Origin of the sequence: Saccharospirillum sp. (assembly GCF_040881935.1) — a bacterium.
GTDB lineage: Bacteria > Pseudomonadota > Gammaproteobacteria > Pseudomonadales > Natronospirillaceae > Saccharospirillum.
Genome location: NZ_JBBECH010000041.1, coordinates 59,000 through 74,269, shown reverse-complemented (window position 1 = coordinate 74,269; position 15,270 = coordinate 59,000). Strand labels below are relative to the sequence as shown.

The window sequence follows — 15,270 nt, the reverse complement described above, 5'->3', positions numbered from 1 at the left end:
CTTTTACCAGAGCGATACTTTATCCACCCAGCGCTGCAGACGCAGCGCCCGGTCTTCGATCAGCCGGCCGACTTTGGCTCGGTCGGCAATCTGATCAATGCACGTCACAATTAAAGCGACGTGCGTCACACTTGTGCATACCGGTCGGCATTAAATAGCCAGCGCTCGACCAGTGGTGAGATGTGGCTGGGGTATTCGGTCTGCAAGCGGTGGGCGAGCTCGGGTACCACGGTCAGCCAATTTCGATCGCGTTCCAGGTCGGCCACCCGAAACGCCATGGTGCCCGTCTGGCGGGTGCCCAGTACTTCACCCGGGCCGCGCAGTTTCAAATCTTCTTCGGCAATCACGAACCCATCGCTGGTTGAACGCATGACTTCCAGGCGCTGCTTGCCCTGTTCCGACAGCGGGCTGCCAAACATCAGCAGGCAGTGGCTGTCGATGGTGCCGCGCCCGACCCGGCCGCGCAACTGATGCAATTGGGCCAACCCCAGTCGTTCCGGATTTTCGATAATCATCACCGATGCATTCGGGACATCGACACCCACTTCAATGACCGTGGTGGCGACCAGTATGTCCAGCTGCCGGTCTTTGAACGCCGCCATCAGTCGGGTTTTATCGGCTGGTTTCATGCGGCCGTGGAGCAATCCGACGCGCCGAGCCGGTAAGCAGCGTTGCAATACATCGGCGGTTTCCTCGGCGGCCTCGGCCTGAAGCTCTTCGGATTCCTCAATCAGAGTGCACACCCAGTACACCTGCCGGCCAGCTTCGCAGGCGGCATCAACCCGGCGGATTACCGCGTCGCGTCGTTCCTGGCTGATAACAGTGGTGGTTACGGGTGTGCGCCCGGGTGGCAGTTCGTCGATGATTGAGACGTCCAGATCGGCATAGGCGGTCATCGCCAGGGTACGCGGAATCGGGGTGGCGGTCATGGTTAGCTGATGCGGCAGGCCATCGCGGGCTTTTTCTTTCAACGCCAGGCGCTGATGCACGCCGAAGCGGTGCTGTTCATCGATGATCACCAGGCCCAAACGGTGATAGTCCACCCCCTCCTGAAACAGCGCATGCGTGCCAATCATTAGCTGGGTTGTGCCATCGGCCAGGTCGGCGAGGATGCCGGTGCGCTGCTTTTTGCCCAACTTGCCCAGCAGCAGGGAGCAGTGAACGTCCAATGGTTCGGCCCATTGCTGCAGGGTGCGAAAATGCTGTTCGGCGAGCAGTTCGGTTGGGGCCATCAGCGCAACCTGAAACCCCGCCTCGATGGCTTGCAACGCAGCGACCATGGCGACCAGCGTTTTGCCGGAACCCACATCACCCTGAACCAGGCGGAGCATTGGCAGGCTCAACCCCATGTCCTGTTGAATCTCTCCGGCAACCCGTTGCTGTGCCCCCGTCAGTTGAAACGGCAACTGGCGTAGTAAGCCGGTAACCAGGGTCTGGCTGGGTGGAATTGCCGGGGCCCCGCTGGCCTGAGTTTTCTGCCGGGTCAGCATCAGACTCAGGTGGTGTGCCAGCAGCTCTTCCAGGGCCAGGCGTTGTTGAGCCGGGTGTAATCCGTCGAGCAGGGCCTGGGTATCACTGCTGGAATGGGGGTGATGCAGGGTCAGCAAGGCTTCTGTCAGTGAGGGTAATCCCCAGCCTGAAAGCCAGTCGGGTGGCACCCATTCGGCCAGCCCGCCCTGGCGTTGCAACGCAGTAATCGCCTGCTCGACCAGGGCGCGCAGGCGATTCTGGTTTAAGCCTTCGCTGCTGGGGTAGAGCGGAGTCAGAGTGTTGTCGAGCGGCGGGAATTGGTCGTCGTCGCGTGCCACATACTCCGGGTGCATCATTTCCAGCCCGGTTGAGCCCATGCGCACTTCACCGTAGAGGCGCAGGTGCGTGCCCTCTTGCAGCCGCATCTGTTGAGCTTTGGTGAAATGAAACAAGCGCATGCTGATTAGGCCGGTTCCGTCAGATAGCCGGCAGATCAGGCTGCGGCGCCGGCCAAACAGCACTTGAGTGCCGCGCACCTCGCCCTGTACGACCACGGCCATGCCCAGTTGCAGCTTGCCGATGGGGGTGATTTTGGTCCGGTCCTGGTATTTATAGGGCAGGTGAAACAGTAAGTCGCCAATGCTGTCGAGCCCGATCGACTGGCATTTTTCAGCCAGCTTCGGGCCAACACCCGTCAGCCGGCTGATCGGGTCTTCAAGCTGCATTGGAACCGATGTTGCATTGGCGCACACAGGTTTCGAGCAGATCAATCGCCTTGGGGCGCGGGAAGCTGGCGCGCCAGGCGAGCGCTACGGTGCGTCGCGGCACGTGGTTGGCAAAGGGGCGCACCGACACCAGTTCATCGTTATACAGGCGTGAACCGGTTGCCGACTGCGGCAGAATGGTAATGCCCAGATTGGAGGCGACCATATGCCGCAGGGTTTCCAGTGAACTGCCATCGGCCATGGTGCGAATGCGGCCTTTGGGGTCACGCGAGGCGGATGCGATGTTCGGGCAGGCGTTAAAAATCGTATCGCGGAAGCAATGGCCTTCACCGAGCAACAGCAGAGGCTCTTTAATCAGCTCCTCTGCGGGAATGCTTTTGCGCTTGGTTAGGGGGTGGCCGCTGGGCAACAGGATTTCGAAGTCTTCATCGAACATTGGCTTGGTCAGCACGTCCGGTTCGTTGAACGGTAGGGCAATGATGATGGCATCGAGCAGACCATCGCGCAGCCGGTGACGCAGATTGGAGGTGAAGTTCTCCTCAATCTCCAGCGGCATCTCCGGTGCGAGTTGGCGCAACTGTGGAATGATATGCGGCAGCAGATAAGGCCCGACGGTGTAGATCACGCCCAGTTTCAGCGGGCTGGACAGTTGGTTTTTACCCGCATGGGCCAGGTCTTCTATCTTGTGGCTCTCTTCAAGAACGCGCTGTGCCTGCTCAACAATGCGCTGTCCAACAGGCGTGACCTGCACGCCGGATTTACCCCGCTCGAAAATGGCGACACCGAGCCGGTCTTCCAGTTTTTTGATGGCCACACTGAGGGTAGGCTGGGCGACAAAACAGCGCTCCGCCGCTTTGCCGAAGTGGCGTTCCTGAGCCAGAGCAACAATGTAACGCAATTCGGTAAGCGTCATGACGGTGTGTCCTGGGTGTCCGGAGCGGGTGTACACATAGACTTCTCAGGCTCCGATTGTCGAAGGTAGGTGCAGTGGATTGTTTGCTATAAACTATCGAAAAGTAATTTCTGATACAAGAGGGTAATTGTATGGCAAGTCGGTTTTTACTGGCTGGTGTGGGTGATCTGAATGGTCGCGTTGCCCGGCGCCTGCTGGACCGTCAGGCCACCGTCACTGGTCTGCGCCGTTCCGCAGCGGATCCGGCGCTCGGGTTTGAGCAACAATCGGTGGATCTGGCGGTTGAACCCTGGCCAGATGTAGGTGCCGACGTGGTGATTATGGCGTTGTCGGCAGCGCAGCGCGATGCCGCGGGTTACCGCCGCGGTTATGTGCAGCCGGTGCAGCAACTTGGTCGCAGTCTGCAGCAGTGGCGCAAGCCACCGGAGCGCGTCATCGTGGTCGGTTCATCGCGGGTATACGGCGCCAATGATGGCCGTGAGTTGACTGAAGACAGCCCGATCAACCCCAGCGACTGGGGCGGTGATTGCCTGGCGGAAATGGAAGCTGCAGTAGATCGGCTGCCGGTAGAGACGACGGTGGCAAGGCTCAGTGGTATTTATGGTCCGGGCCGGGACTGGCTGCGGCGCATGGCCCTGAAAGCCGATACTACGCCGCCAGCGACCAACCACTGGACCAACCGGATCCACATTGAAGATGCCGCCGCTGCTCTGGTGCACCTGGCGACAATGCCGGCGGTGGCCAGCCGATATCTCGTTACCGATCGCCTGCCAACCCCGTTGTTTGAGGTGCTGAACTACTTGCGTGAGCAGCAGGGGTTGCCAGTATTGCAGGCTGAGCCGGACGTGGCGGGTGGCAAACGCCTGCTCAGTGACCGCCTGGCTGCGACGGGCTTTGAATGGCAATTTGCAAACTATCAGGCGGGTGGTTACGAGACGCTATAGGGGGCCGGTACGTTTAACTGAACGCTATAGTTGCCCGGCCACCATCTGGTTACGGCCAGTGCCTCAGGCTGTCTGTTTCTTACCGACCACATAACAGGGCACGTACTCAGTGCCCGGCAATTTCATCCGGTGTTGTTTGACGAAGGCTTCAAGCAAGTTGTCGAGCGGTTCCAGAATATCCGTGTCGCCGTTAAGCTGGTATGGGCCATGTTGTTCGATCGCCCGAATGCCCTGTTCTTTGACGTTACCAGCCACGATGCCACTGAAGGCACGGCGCAGGTTCGCCGCCAGCAGGTGCACGGGCATGCCCTGACGCAATTCCAGCTTGGCCATGTTGGTGTGGGTGGGCTCGAACGGACGCTGGTATTCGTGGTCGATGTGCAACTGCCAGTTGAAGTGATAGGCGTCGGCTTTGGTACGCCGGAACACTCTGACTTGTTCGATACCAAGCACCATTTCCCGCGCGGCCTGAGCCGGATCACCAATGATGATTTTGTAGCGTTGCTGGGCTGCATAACCCAGGGTGCGCGCGATGAATTCGTGCAGTTGCTGAAAATAGGGTTCGGCGGATTTTGGCCCGGTCAGAATTAGCGGAAACGGCAGGTCCGCGTTGGCCGGGTGCAGCAGAATACCGAGCAAGTAGAGCAATTCTTCGGCCGTACCCGCACCGCCCGGAAAGATCAGAATGCCATGGCCAACCCGCACAAAAGCCTCAAGACGCTTTTCGATGTCGGGCAGAATCACCAGTTCATTGACGATGGGGTTGGGCGCTTCGGCAGCAATGATGCCGGGCTCGGTCAGGCCCAGGTAACGACCCTGGCGGATGCGCTGTTTGGCGTGTGCAATTGCAGCGCCTTTCATCGGGCCTTTCATCACGCCCGGCCCGCAGCCGGTGCAGATGTCCATAGCGCGCAGGCCGAGTTCATGGCCGACTTCCTTGGTGTATTCGTATTCCTCATGACCGATGGAGTGGCCGCCCCAACAGACCACCATGCGCGGCTCTTCACCGGCGTGCAGCGATTGGGCATTGCGCAACAGGTGAAAGACATAGTCGCTGATACCCTCGCTGGATTCGAAATCAACCCGCTTGCTTTCCAGTTCACTGGCGGTATAGACGATATCGCGCAGTGCCGAGAACAGCATTTCCCGGGTAGAGGCGATCATTTCACCATCAACAAAAGCATCGGCCGGGGCGTGGCGCAGATTCAACCGGATGCCCCGGTCCTGCTGGACAATTTCTATCTGGAAATCCGGGTAGCTTTCCAGAATGGTTTTGGCATTGTCGCTGGTCGAGCCGGTATTCAGAATGGCCAGGGCGCAACGGCGGAACAGCTCATACAAGCCATTTTCACCGGCGGACTTCAGTTTTTGCACTTCCCGTTGTGACAGCACTTCAAGGCTGCCTTTAGGGGTTACTGAGGCGTTTACGGTGCTTCGTTTCATTCACAGGTCCTTTTGGGGTTTCCCCCTTTCAATAATGCCCGACCACCTTCAGGCGCATCGGTACTGTACACGCAGCCGCCGGTCGACCGAGGCTGCGGCGCTGTGGATTCGATGTTGCGTGTCGTTTGAAACAGTATAGAGGGTTATAACCGGTCCAGTGGGTTCTGGAGCAAATGGCTGACGATGCGTTTCATCTGATGCGGGTCTTTCTGGGTGACATTGCCCTTGCCCGAATGGGCGCGCAACGCCAGCTCCCGGCTTAACCAGAACCGGGTGGCGGCCTGAATCGCAAGATCAGGTATGGCTGCGCGCTCTTGGGGTTTCAAGGGGCGCGCCTGGTCATAGTGATCAACGAAGTTCAGTACCTGGGCAGGGTCCGGCTGGCCCCGGGCGTCCAGGCACCAGTCGATCAGGCAGGTTGCGATATCCAGCGCATAGAGGTCTACGCCAGCGAAATACCAGTCGATAATGCCCGCCAGGCCGTCGTTGTCAAACAGGGCGTTGTCGTGAAACAGATCCGCGTGGATCACACCCTGTGGCAAACTCCGGTCAATGGCTTCAATCCGCACCATGGCTTCATTGAGCAGGGCTGAGTCGTCAGTGCTCAGTTCGCGGCCCAGAGTTTGCTGTTGCTCACGAATCCAGCCAATGCCGTGACTGTGCAGCCGCTTACCGGAGAACAGCCCGGTACTTTGATGGATTTTTCCCAATGCCTCGGCGACCGTAGCCGAGTGCCCGGGACTGGGTTGCAGATGTTTTCCCGCAACCCGCTCAAACAAAACAGCCGGTTTGCCGTATACCTGCACCAGAAACTCACCTTCGGCGGTACGAAACGGTTGTGGTACCGCACACCGGGCGTCGTGCAGATGCTCGCCCAGGGCCAGAAAGAACGGCAATTCTTCAGGCTGGTGCTTTTCAAACACCGTTAGTACAAACTGGCCGAGATCAGTGTCAACAAAATAGTTTGTGTTCTCTGTACCGGCACTGATGCCCTGATGACCGGCATAGTAACCCAGGGTGTAGGCGCTAAGCAGGGACTCGATGTCTTCCCGGCTGAGTTCAGTAAATACAGACATACTGGCACTGCGTTGCGTTATGGAGGCGGGAGTATAAACCGACTGTACAGCCAAGCCCACCGTGAAAGAGTAGAGGCTTGGTTGTCTTTGGTGCAGCGAGTTCGTGCTGGCCACCGGCTGAGCCCCTGTGGGGTCGGCGTAAACCCGTCCATGGGGCCTAGACCGCAGGATATGAATCCCATCCCTGGGATTCACCCTTCGGGCTCGCTACGCTCATGCTAAAACGCTCCTGGCGTTTTAGTCCCTGCTGCGGACTTCCCCACAGGAGCTCACCCGGCGGCCAGCACTCGATCTAGTAGCCCCCATTGTCGACTTACCATACCGATGCCGCTCGTCCGGGGTTTAGCGCCTACTTACTGGGTTGTGAAGTCCCAAACTTCAGGTGGTAAGATGCGGGCAGAATTTTAAGGAATAGACATCCATGGTTACTAACCCAAACGCGCCGATTGTCCTGGTGGACGGTTCCTCCTATCTGTTTCGGGCTTTTTTTGCGATCCAGAACCTGTCGACCAGTGACGGCACTCCGACCAACGCCATTCGTGGGGTGATCTCCATGATGCGCAAGCTGGTCAGCGATTATCCGGACAGTCGCATTGCCGTGGTGTTTGATGCCAAGGGGCCGACCTTCCGCAACGACCTCTATGAAGACTACAAGGCCAACCGTCCGCCCATGCCGGATGAGCTGCGGGTGCAGATTGACCCGATTCACACCATTATTCGGGCTATGGGCCTGCCCTTGCTCTGTGTGCCGGGGGTTGAGGCCGATGATGTGATTGGCACTCTGGCGTATCAGGCGACGCACAGTGGTTGTGAGTGTGTGGTCAGTACCGGCGATAAAGACATGGCTCAGCTGGTCAGCGAGCATGTCACCTTGCTCGATACCATGAAAAACGAGAAATTGGATGTCGCCGGTATGACCGCCAAGTACGGTTTCGGCCCGGACTTAATGATCGACTATCTGGCGCTGATGGGTGACAAGGTTGATAACATTCCCGGTGTACCGGGCGTCGGCCCGAAAACCGCGCTTGGGCTGATTCAGGGGTTGGGTGGGCTCGATGACATTTACGCCAACCTCGATAAAATTGCTACGCTCGATTTTCGCGGCGCTAAAACGATGGCGAAAAAACTTGAAGAGCATAAAGAACAGGCCTATCTCAGTTACGAGCTGGCGACGATTAAACTCGATTGCGAACTGGATGTTCGGCTGGAAGAGCTGGTGCCGTCCGACCCTGATAACGAAGCGCTGTTGTCTCTGTTTCAGCAATATGAATTTAAAACCTGGGTGCGTGAATTAAGCGGTGAAGAAGCGCCAGCCAGCTCTGATAAAAAGCCGGATATAAAATCGCCCTCAGCGTCTGGAAGCAAAGTGCCTGCAGCGGGTACTCTTCCTGAAGTGACGGAGCCCGAAAGCACTGATTATCAGTTGCTGGATACTAAAGATAAGCTGGCTGCTTTTTTAAAGCAGGCAGAAGAGCATCAGGCGCTGACCATATTGCCGGTGCGGGAACTCGGGCACTATCATCAATCGGCTCTGGTGGGTTTTGCACTGGCGGTTCGGCCGGGCCAGGCGGGTTATGTTCCGATTTTAGCGGAACAAGGTGATACGCTGTGTGAAGAGGCGGTGTTTGAATTGCTGTCGCCCGTGCTCGCGACCTATGCAGTGCGTAAAAGCGGGTATGATTTCAAAGCCTTCTGGCATGTGTTAATGCCGCGCTCACTGAAGGCCGCCAACCTGTCGCTGGATGTTCAATTGATGGCGTTTGTTTACGACAGCACCGTGCGCCGGAACAGTGAACTCAGTAATCACTTTTCACCGATCTCACTGGATAACCTGTACCGAACGTATCTCGATAAACACCCGAAAACCATTGAAGATTTCCTGGGTAAATTTGGTAAGCGACAGTTGCCATTGCAAAGCGCTGATCCGGCCGAGATTGGTCCCTGGTTTGCCGAACGGGCTGATCTCACCGCACGCCTGGCGCATTGGCTGGACCTGGCGCTGGCCAGCCGCTCTATTACCGGGGTTTATGAGCACATTGAAAAGCCGTTGTCGAAGGTGCTGGCCGAGGTAGAAAATAACGGCACCCTGCTTGACACCGCTTACATTCGAAAGCTCAGTCACGATTTCAAAGAACGCCTCGACGCGCTGCAACAGCAGTGTCACGAACTGGTTGGCACCGAGTTTAATCTGGACTCACCCAAGCAATTGGGCGGAGTGCTCTTTACCAAAATGGCACTGCCAGTGGTGGCCAAAACCGCCAGCGGCGCGCCCAGCACCAATGAAGAGGTGCTGAGTGAGCTGGCGGCGCAGGGTTACGAACTGCCGCAGTTGATTTTGCAATATCGCCACCTGCGTAAACTGGTAGGTACATATACCGACCCGTTGCCGGAACTGGTGGAAAGTAACGGGCGTCTGCATACCAGCTATAATCAAACCGGTGCCCAAACCGGGCGTTTGTCGTCTACCGACCCGAACCTGCAAAACATACCGATTCGCTCCGACGAAGGCCGTTCGATTCGGCGCGGCTTTGTCGCCCCCAAGGGGTACAAGATCGTCGCGGCGGACTATTCGCAAATTGAATTGCGCATCATGACGCACCTGTCGCAAGACGCGAACCTGATTCAGGCGTTCCGGGAAGGGCGAGACATTCACCGTGCCACGGCGGCAGAAATCATGGGGCTGGAAGAGTCGGACGTGACGTCCGAACAGCGTCGCTCAGCCAAGGCGATTAACTTTGGTTTGATCTACGGCATGTCGGCCTTTGGCCTGGCCAAGCAACTGGGTATCAGCCGGGGCGACGCCAAACTCTATGTCGATACTTATTTCGAGCGATACCCCGGCGTGCGTAAATACATGGAACAAACTCGGGCCGAGGCTGCGGAAACCGGGTATGTGGAAACCGTCTATGGGCGTCGCTTGTACCTGCCGGACATCAATTCCAGCAAGCAGATGCTTAAACGTGCTGCTGAACGTACCGCCATCAACGCGCCGATGCAGGGCACCGCGGCCGACATCATTAAAATGGCCATGGTCGATGTGGCCAACTGGCTGCATAAAAGTCATTTCAAGGCGAAAATGGTGATGCAGGTGCATGATGAACTGGTGTTTGAAGTGCCCGAAGCGGAGCTAGACGCAGTGATCGATGGTGTACGGGTGCGCATGCAGCATTGCGCCAGCCTGGATGTACCGTTGATTGTTGATATTGGTATTGGAGAGTCCTGGGAGGAGGCACACTGAGACTGTTATGAAATTAAATTGTGATCTTGGTGAAAGCTTTGGTGCCTGGAAAATGGGCATGGACACAGACGTCATGCCCCTGATTGACCAGGCTAACATTGCCTGTGGTTTTCATGCGTCAGACCCGCTGACCATGGCCAGAACCGTGCGCCTGGCATGCGAGCAGGGGGTGCAGATCGGAGCGCATCCGGCCTATCCGGATCTGGTTGGTTTTGGCCGACGTTCGATACCCTGCGCACCCGATGAACTCCATGCCATACTGCTGTATCAGATCGGCGCACTGGATGCTCTGTGCAAGGCTGAGGGAACCCGGGTACAGTACATGAAGCCTCATGGTGCCTTGTATAACGACATGATGCGTGACCCCGCCATACTGGATGTTGTGTTCAGGGTTGGTCGTGATTATGGTCATCTGCCGGTGATGATAGCGGCCAATGTGCATCGGGTAGAGCACGAGCAGCGGGGCAAAGCACTGGGCATTGAGGTGCTGTTCGAGGTCTTCGCTGACCGGGCTTACGACGAGGCCGGTAATCTGGTGCCCCGTTCGGTTCCGGGCAGCGTGTTGCATGAACAAGAGGCCATCGTCGCCCAGGCAATTTCATTCGCCAGCGACGGCGGTGTCAAAACCTTGAACGGTGACTGGCTAGACCTGGCCGCCGATACCCTCTGCATTCACGGCGATAACGACAGTTCGGTGGCTGCTGCGACGGCCGTACGCGATGCTTTAAGGATGCTCTGATGCAGGTGAGGGCCGTGTCTGAAAATGCGGTTCTGATCGAATTCGGTCAACAGATCGATGAAGCACTGATACCGGTTATAGCGGCTGCCACGAATACCCTGACAGAACAGTTGTCGTCGGTTCTGATCGACCTCATTCCCTCCTACACCACGCTACTCTGCATCTATGATTACAATCAGGTCGACAGCCACTGGATGATTCGGACTGTGCAGCGTCTGGTAGACGCTTCGATTGCAAGCGCCGTGCTTGCCGAATCAGGAAGACTGGTTGAGATACCTGTCTGGTATGATCCGAGCGTTGGCTACGACCTCGAAGCGCTGGCTGACAGTAAAGCCATGTCCGTCATTGACCTGATTGAGCTGCACACCGGTCGTGACTACCAGGTTTTTGCCATCGGTTTTAACCCGGGCTTTGCTTTTCTCGGCCGTCTGGATGAACGTATCGCCACGCCCCGTCATGAGTCTCCCCGCAAATCCGTAGCCCGTGGCAGTGTAGGAATCGCTGATGCACAGACGGCGGTGTATCCATTGCCGTCGCCAGGTGGCTGGAACATAGTTGGTCGTACTCCTCAGCCCATGTTTGATGCCTCCAATCGCGACGGTCATGCATCGTTGCTGCATGTTGGCGACCGGGTGCGTTTCGTACCGATCGACCGATCTGAATTTCTCACGCGCGGAGGGCGTCTGGATGACTGAGTTGATGGTTCGCCAGCCTGGCTGGCAAGCAACCATTCAGGATGCCGGTCGCTCCGGTTATTTTCAGCAAGGTCTTTCACAAGGCGGCGCTGTGGACGAGCATGCTTATTCCTGGGCGAATAAGGTGCTGGGCAATGAGGCAGGTGCAGCTTGTATTGAAATTCTACTGGGCAACTTTGAAGCAGAGGTCGGTGCAGATACGACGATCGTCGTTACCGGGGCTGATATCCCGGTTACATTGAATGGTGATGTTATCGAAAGCTGGTGCAGTCATCGGGTTAGGCGTGGCGATGTGATTCGTTTCGGCCAGGTTCGGTCCGGATTGTGGGCTTATCTCGGTGTCGCCGGTGGGTGGCAAACACCGCTTCAATTCGGTAGCCGCTCCGTTGTCGTGCGAGAACAACTGGGTGGTTTGGATGGTGGCCCGCTGAAGAAAGGCGATCGACTCCCCTTTACGCCAATGCCAGAACGGCCATTGCACTGCGTGCCCTGGGTTCACCGGCCGAACTACAATGAGCCACTAACGGCCAAGGTAATTCCGGGCTACCAATACGAACAGTTCAGCCTGGTGGCAAGACGCACCTTTGAAACAGCGGACTATAAGGTGACCAACGACATCAATCGCATGGGGTTTAAACTCAGTGGCCCTGCCGTGGCAGCCAACGCCCAAAAGCTGGCCTCTGAAGGTATCGCTTATGGTGCAATTCAAATTCCGCCGCATGGGCAACCCATCGTCTTGCTCAGAGATCGCCAGACCATCGGCGGCTACCCGAAAATCGGCTGCGTCACCAGTTTGGATTGCGCTCGCCTGAGCCAGTGCAGCCCGGGTACTCGTGTTCGCTTTGAGTTTACCGATGTTGACAGCGTGCAGGCAGAACGACGGTTGTTTGACCGGTTTTTCAGCCTCAGCCAATGGGTGGACGATGCTCGAATGATTGCCTGGCCCTGATGAGGGTCAATGTGAAGTATCGGAGTTCGGATAGATTGGGACCGCTTCGAATGCCGGTGTTGCCGAGAGCAGTAAAGTATCGAAATCCGTGAATAAACCACTAGTTTAATTGCCTTGCACCGAGTTCAATGGAAAACAAAAAAGGTGTAAAAAATGAACTCGAACGCAGCGTTATTTCAGTACTCCCTCCGCATTATGGCCCTGAGCGTTATCTCAGTAAGTACGTTTGGCGAAACGGTTTCCGTCGCCACAGTCGCTAATGACGACATGCTTCGAATGCAAACCTTATCGCAGCAGTTTGAACGTGCAAACCCGGGTATCAAACTCGAGTGGAACGTGGTCGATGAATCGGTCTTGCGGCTGATGCAATCCCGCGACAGCAAGCGCGACCAGCCGCGGTACGATGTGTACACGGTCGGGATGCTTGAGGCGACGCTGTGGGGAGGTTCTGGCCGTTTAAGTTCAGTCCCGGCGGATATGTCGGGTGATCTCTCACAATCCGGGTGGATTTCGGAAATTATTACTGGTTTCCAGGTTGGCAATCAGTACTACGGTCTGCCCTTCTATGGTGAAAGCTCGATCACCTATTTTCGTAAGGATGTTTTCTCACGATATAATCTAACCGTGCCTGAGCAACCGACCTGGACAGGGCTGGAGCAATTACTGAATGAGCTGACCACGCGCTCTGGCGGGGCTCATGGCCGGATTTGCCTGAGAGGTAAACCCGGTTGGGGGGAAAACATGGCGTTGGTGTCTACACTGGTTAATAGTTTTGGCGGGCGCTGGTACGATACTGAGTGGCGTTCGACGATTGACTCGCCGCAGTGGCATAGCGCGATCAATTTCTACCTTAGACTGCAGCACCAATATGGGTTGCCTGAAGCCTGGCTCAACGGATACACCGAGAACCTTGCTGCTTTTTTACGAGGTGATTGCGATGTTTGGGTCGACTCGACCGCCGCAGGCGGCGCCCTGGCAGCGCACCCCGACTATCTGAAAATCGACTACCGCCAGGCTCCCCATGAGGTAACAGACACAGGGGCTAACTGGTTATGGGCCTGGGGGTTTTCGGTGCCGGAGCAATCACCCGTTAAAGCCGCTGCCTGGGAATTTGTTGAATGGGCAACCTCGGAAACTTACCAGCAATTGGTTGCTGACGATTATGGTATTCAGTATGTACCGCCGGGGACGCGCGTAGCACTTTATGATAACGCCGATTATCGCCAATACGCAGCGTTTTCCGATGCCACTATTACGGCTATACAGTCGACTGATTTCAATCAGTCATCGGTGCAACCGGTTCCCTATCGGGGGGTACAATTTGTTCAAACCGCAGAGTTTCAGCAAGTTGGTAATCACCTGGGCGGTTTGCTGGCGCACTTGCTGGAACAGTACGATCCAAATGAGTTGGATACGGTTGCTCCTACGCTGCAAGCCGCCAATGACTTTGCCAATGCCGCACACCGGATAGCCCGGTATCTGGACAAACGCGATATTGATGCCTACGAGTAAGCTCAGCTTTGAAAGCGCATGACCATGGCATCCAGTTCCCTGGCCATAGCGCTGAGCTGATGGCTGTTGTCGCCGGATTTTTTTGCAGCAGCCTCAGCCTGGCGAGCATTGTGAATAACCTGATCGACCTGAGTGCGAATCGCGGCAGTGCTGTGTTCCTGGTGTTGGGTGATGTCGGATACCGGTCACTGAGTTCCTGAATTCGGTTAATGCGGTTTTTAAATTCATTAATGGCGGCATCGGCCTGAGTAGAGGCCCGGCGGCTGTTGTCAATTTTGGTGTGTCCTTGCTGAATGGAGCTGGCCAGGGCTTCGAACGCGGCGACCAAACCGTCGATGGTTTTTCTGATTTTGGCCGTTGATTCTGAAGTGCGGCTGGCCAGCAATCTCACTTCATCTGCAACCACGGCAAACCCACGCCCCCGATCGCCGGCCCGGGCGGCTTCGATGGCTGCATTAAGCGCCAGCAAATTGGTTTGTTCAGCGATGCCTTCGATGGTGGTTGAAATGACTTCAACGCCTTTCATGTTGTTGTTAAGCTGCGCTATGGTCTCGGTGGCTTCACTAAAGGTTTGTTGTAAGGCTGTCATCGTCAGGGTGTTTTCTCGAATTTCGAGCGCTGTGGTATGCGGTTCACCGTGTGCCGCCACCGCTACCTGCTGGCCCTGTTCCGATAGCGCGACGATCTGCTGTACGGCTTCTTCCATGTTGTGAACCGCCGTTAAAGTGCGTTCGGTTTCCAGGGTCTGCTCCTGGGATGCGTAACCGACTGACTCACTGAGCTGCTGGCTCTGCTGGGCAGAATCGGTAATGGCATGTGATTTGGTTTTAAGATCGGTAATCATCTCACTTAAACCGACACGTACGGCTTCAACGGCGGTAATTAGATCACCCATTTCATCTCTATGGCTGGAGTGTACGGTTTTGGTCAGGTCACCGGTCGCCAGAACCTTGAGCGCCGATTTTAAGGTGGTCAGTGGGCTACGAATACTGGTGATGATGAGCCACAGAACCACAGCGACGGTGAGGAAGAGTGCTGCCAGACCAAAGAGAATGAAATGAGTGCTGCGTGCCAGGCTGGTATTAACACCGTTGGCGACGTCGCGGGCGAAAGCCTGGGAAAAGGTACTTAATGTCGACAAGGTTTCCTGAATGCTGTGCTGAGTGGTTTGCATCGAGCCTGCCCGGCGCGAAGCCGTCTGACGATACTCCAACAGAGCTGACTGGCTGGCGATTAACCCCGGCTGGATAATCTCAGTATCGGTTCCGGCATTTTTGATGGTTTCACCCTGAGCCAGGTTCTGAATCTGGGTGGTAATAGGTTGTGCCGATTGCATAAATGAGCGTGACGAGGGGTAGTTCATCGCCAGTGTCGTAAAACTGAAGAACTGGTTTTGAAGACGTTGATCCCATTGGTCAAATTGGGTGCTGAGTTGGTCAAGCTCCTGAGCGCTCGCAGCCAGGCTAATATCCTTTAACAGCAGTAGGCCATTGCTTCGGGTTAACCCCATGACCGGCTTAACCGTGAGGGCTGATTTCGAAGGTGGCGCTATGTCCGGTGATTTCG

12 protein-coding genes are annotated in these 15,270 nt (G+C 56.3%); 6 read left to right on the top strand and 6 right to left on the bottom strand.

Annotation, left to right across the window (positions count from 1 at the left end):
• Positions 1–3: 3 nt before the first annotated feature.
• From WEB54_RS06795 to WEB54_RS06785, 3 genes are read right to left on the bottom strand one after another with little or no spacing between them, the layout of a single operon-like run.
• The gene (locus WEB54_RS06795; protein ID WP_368054422.1) at positions 4–129 is read right to left on the bottom strand and encodes a hypothetical protein; all 126 of its coding nucleotides are present in this window, start codon (positions 127–129) and stop codon (positions 4–6) included.
• Positions 126–2,195 (bottom strand): ATP-dependent DNA helicase RecG, encoded by a 2,070-nt coding sequence (gene recG, locus WEB54_RS06790; protein ID WP_368054420.1) that lies wholly within the window; start codon positions 2,193–2,195, stop codon positions 126–128. The genes WEB54_RS06795 and recG overlap by 4 nt, the downstream gene beginning before the upstream one ends.
• The gene (locus WEB54_RS06785; RefSeq protein WP_368054418.1) at positions 2,185–3,108 is read right to left on the bottom strand and encodes a hydrogen peroxide-inducible genes activator; all 924 of its coding nucleotides are present in this window, start codon (positions 3,106–3,108) and stop codon (positions 2,185–2,187) included. Before WEB54_RS06785 ends, recG begins: the two co-directional genes overlap by 11 nt.
• Before the next feature lie 131 nt (positions 3,109–3,239).
• On the opposite strand from WEB54_RS06785, the gene WEB54_RS06780 reads away from it, so the two are divergent.
• The gene (locus WEB54_RS06780; protein WP_368054416.1) at positions 3,240–4,052 is read left to right on the top strand and encodes a hypothetical protein; all 813 of its coding nucleotides are present in this window, start codon (positions 3,240–3,242) and stop codon (positions 4,050–4,052) included.
• Between the two features lie 63 nt (positions 4,053–4,115).
• Here the strand turns inward: WEB54_RS06780 and ppnN are convergent, their stop codons facing one another.
• Together ppnN and WEB54_RS06770 are read right to left on the bottom strand one after the other, a co-directional pair.
• Complete coding sequence (gene ppnN / locus WEB54_RS06775; protein WP_368054414.1) at positions 4,116–5,495, bottom strand: nucleotide 5'-monophosphate nucleosidase PpnN; 1,380 nt, start codon at positions 5,493–5,495, stop codon at positions 4,116–4,118.
• Between the two features lie 143 nt (positions 5,496–5,638).
• Positions 5,639–6,571 (bottom strand): homoserine kinase, encoded by a 933-nt coding sequence (locus tag WEB54_RS06770; protein ID WP_368054412.1) that lies wholly within the window; start codon positions 6,569–6,571, stop codon positions 5,639–5,641.
• Between the two features lie 421 nt (positions 6,572–6,992).
• On the opposite strand from WEB54_RS06770, the gene polA reads away from it, so the two are divergent.
• The 5 genes from polA (at position 6,993) to WEB54_RS06745 (ending at position 13,704) form a co-directional block, all read left to right on the top strand.
• Complete coding sequence (gene polA / locus WEB54_RS06765; protein WP_368054410.1) at positions 6,993–9,809, top strand: DNA polymerase I; 2,817 nt, start codon at positions 6,993–6,995, stop codon at positions 9,807–9,809.
• 7 nt (positions 9,810–9,816) lie between these two features.
• Positions 9,817–10,548 (top strand): 5-oxoprolinase subunit PxpA, encoded by a 732-nt coding sequence (locus tag WEB54_RS06760; RefSeq protein WP_368054408.1) that lies wholly within the window; start codon positions 9,817–9,819, stop codon positions 10,546–10,548.
• On the top strand, positions 10,548–11,243 hold the full coding sequence (pxpB, locus tag WEB54_RS06755) for a 5-oxoprolinase subunit PxpB (protein ID WP_368054406.1): 696 nt from the start codon (positions 10,548–10,550) through the stop codon (positions 11,241–11,243). The genes WEB54_RS06760 and pxpB overlap by 1 nt, the downstream gene beginning before the upstream one ends.
• Positions 11,236–12,192, top strand: a complete 957-nt coding sequence (locus tag WEB54_RS06750; protein WP_368054404.1) for a biotin-dependent carboxyltransferase family protein — start codon at positions 11,236–11,238, stop codon at positions 12,190–12,192. Before pxpB ends, WEB54_RS06750 begins: the two co-directional genes overlap by 8 nt.
• Before the next feature lie 153 nt (positions 12,193–12,345).
• Positions 12,346–13,704, top strand: coding sequence for an ABC transporter substrate-binding protein (locus WEB54_RS06745; protein WP_368054402.1), 1,359 nt, complete (start codon positions 12,346–12,348; stop codon positions 13,702–13,704).
• Here WEB54_RS06745 and WEB54_RS06740 read toward each other — a convergent pair.
• The gene (locus WEB54_RS06740; protein WP_368054400.1) at positions 13,616–15,214 is read right to left on the bottom strand and encodes a methyl-accepting chemotaxis protein; all 1,599 of its coding nucleotides are present in this window, start codon (positions 15,212–15,214) and stop codon (positions 13,616–13,618) included. The genes WEB54_RS06745 and WEB54_RS06740 overlap by 89 nt on opposite strands.
• Positions 15,215–15,270 lie beyond the last annotated feature (56 nt).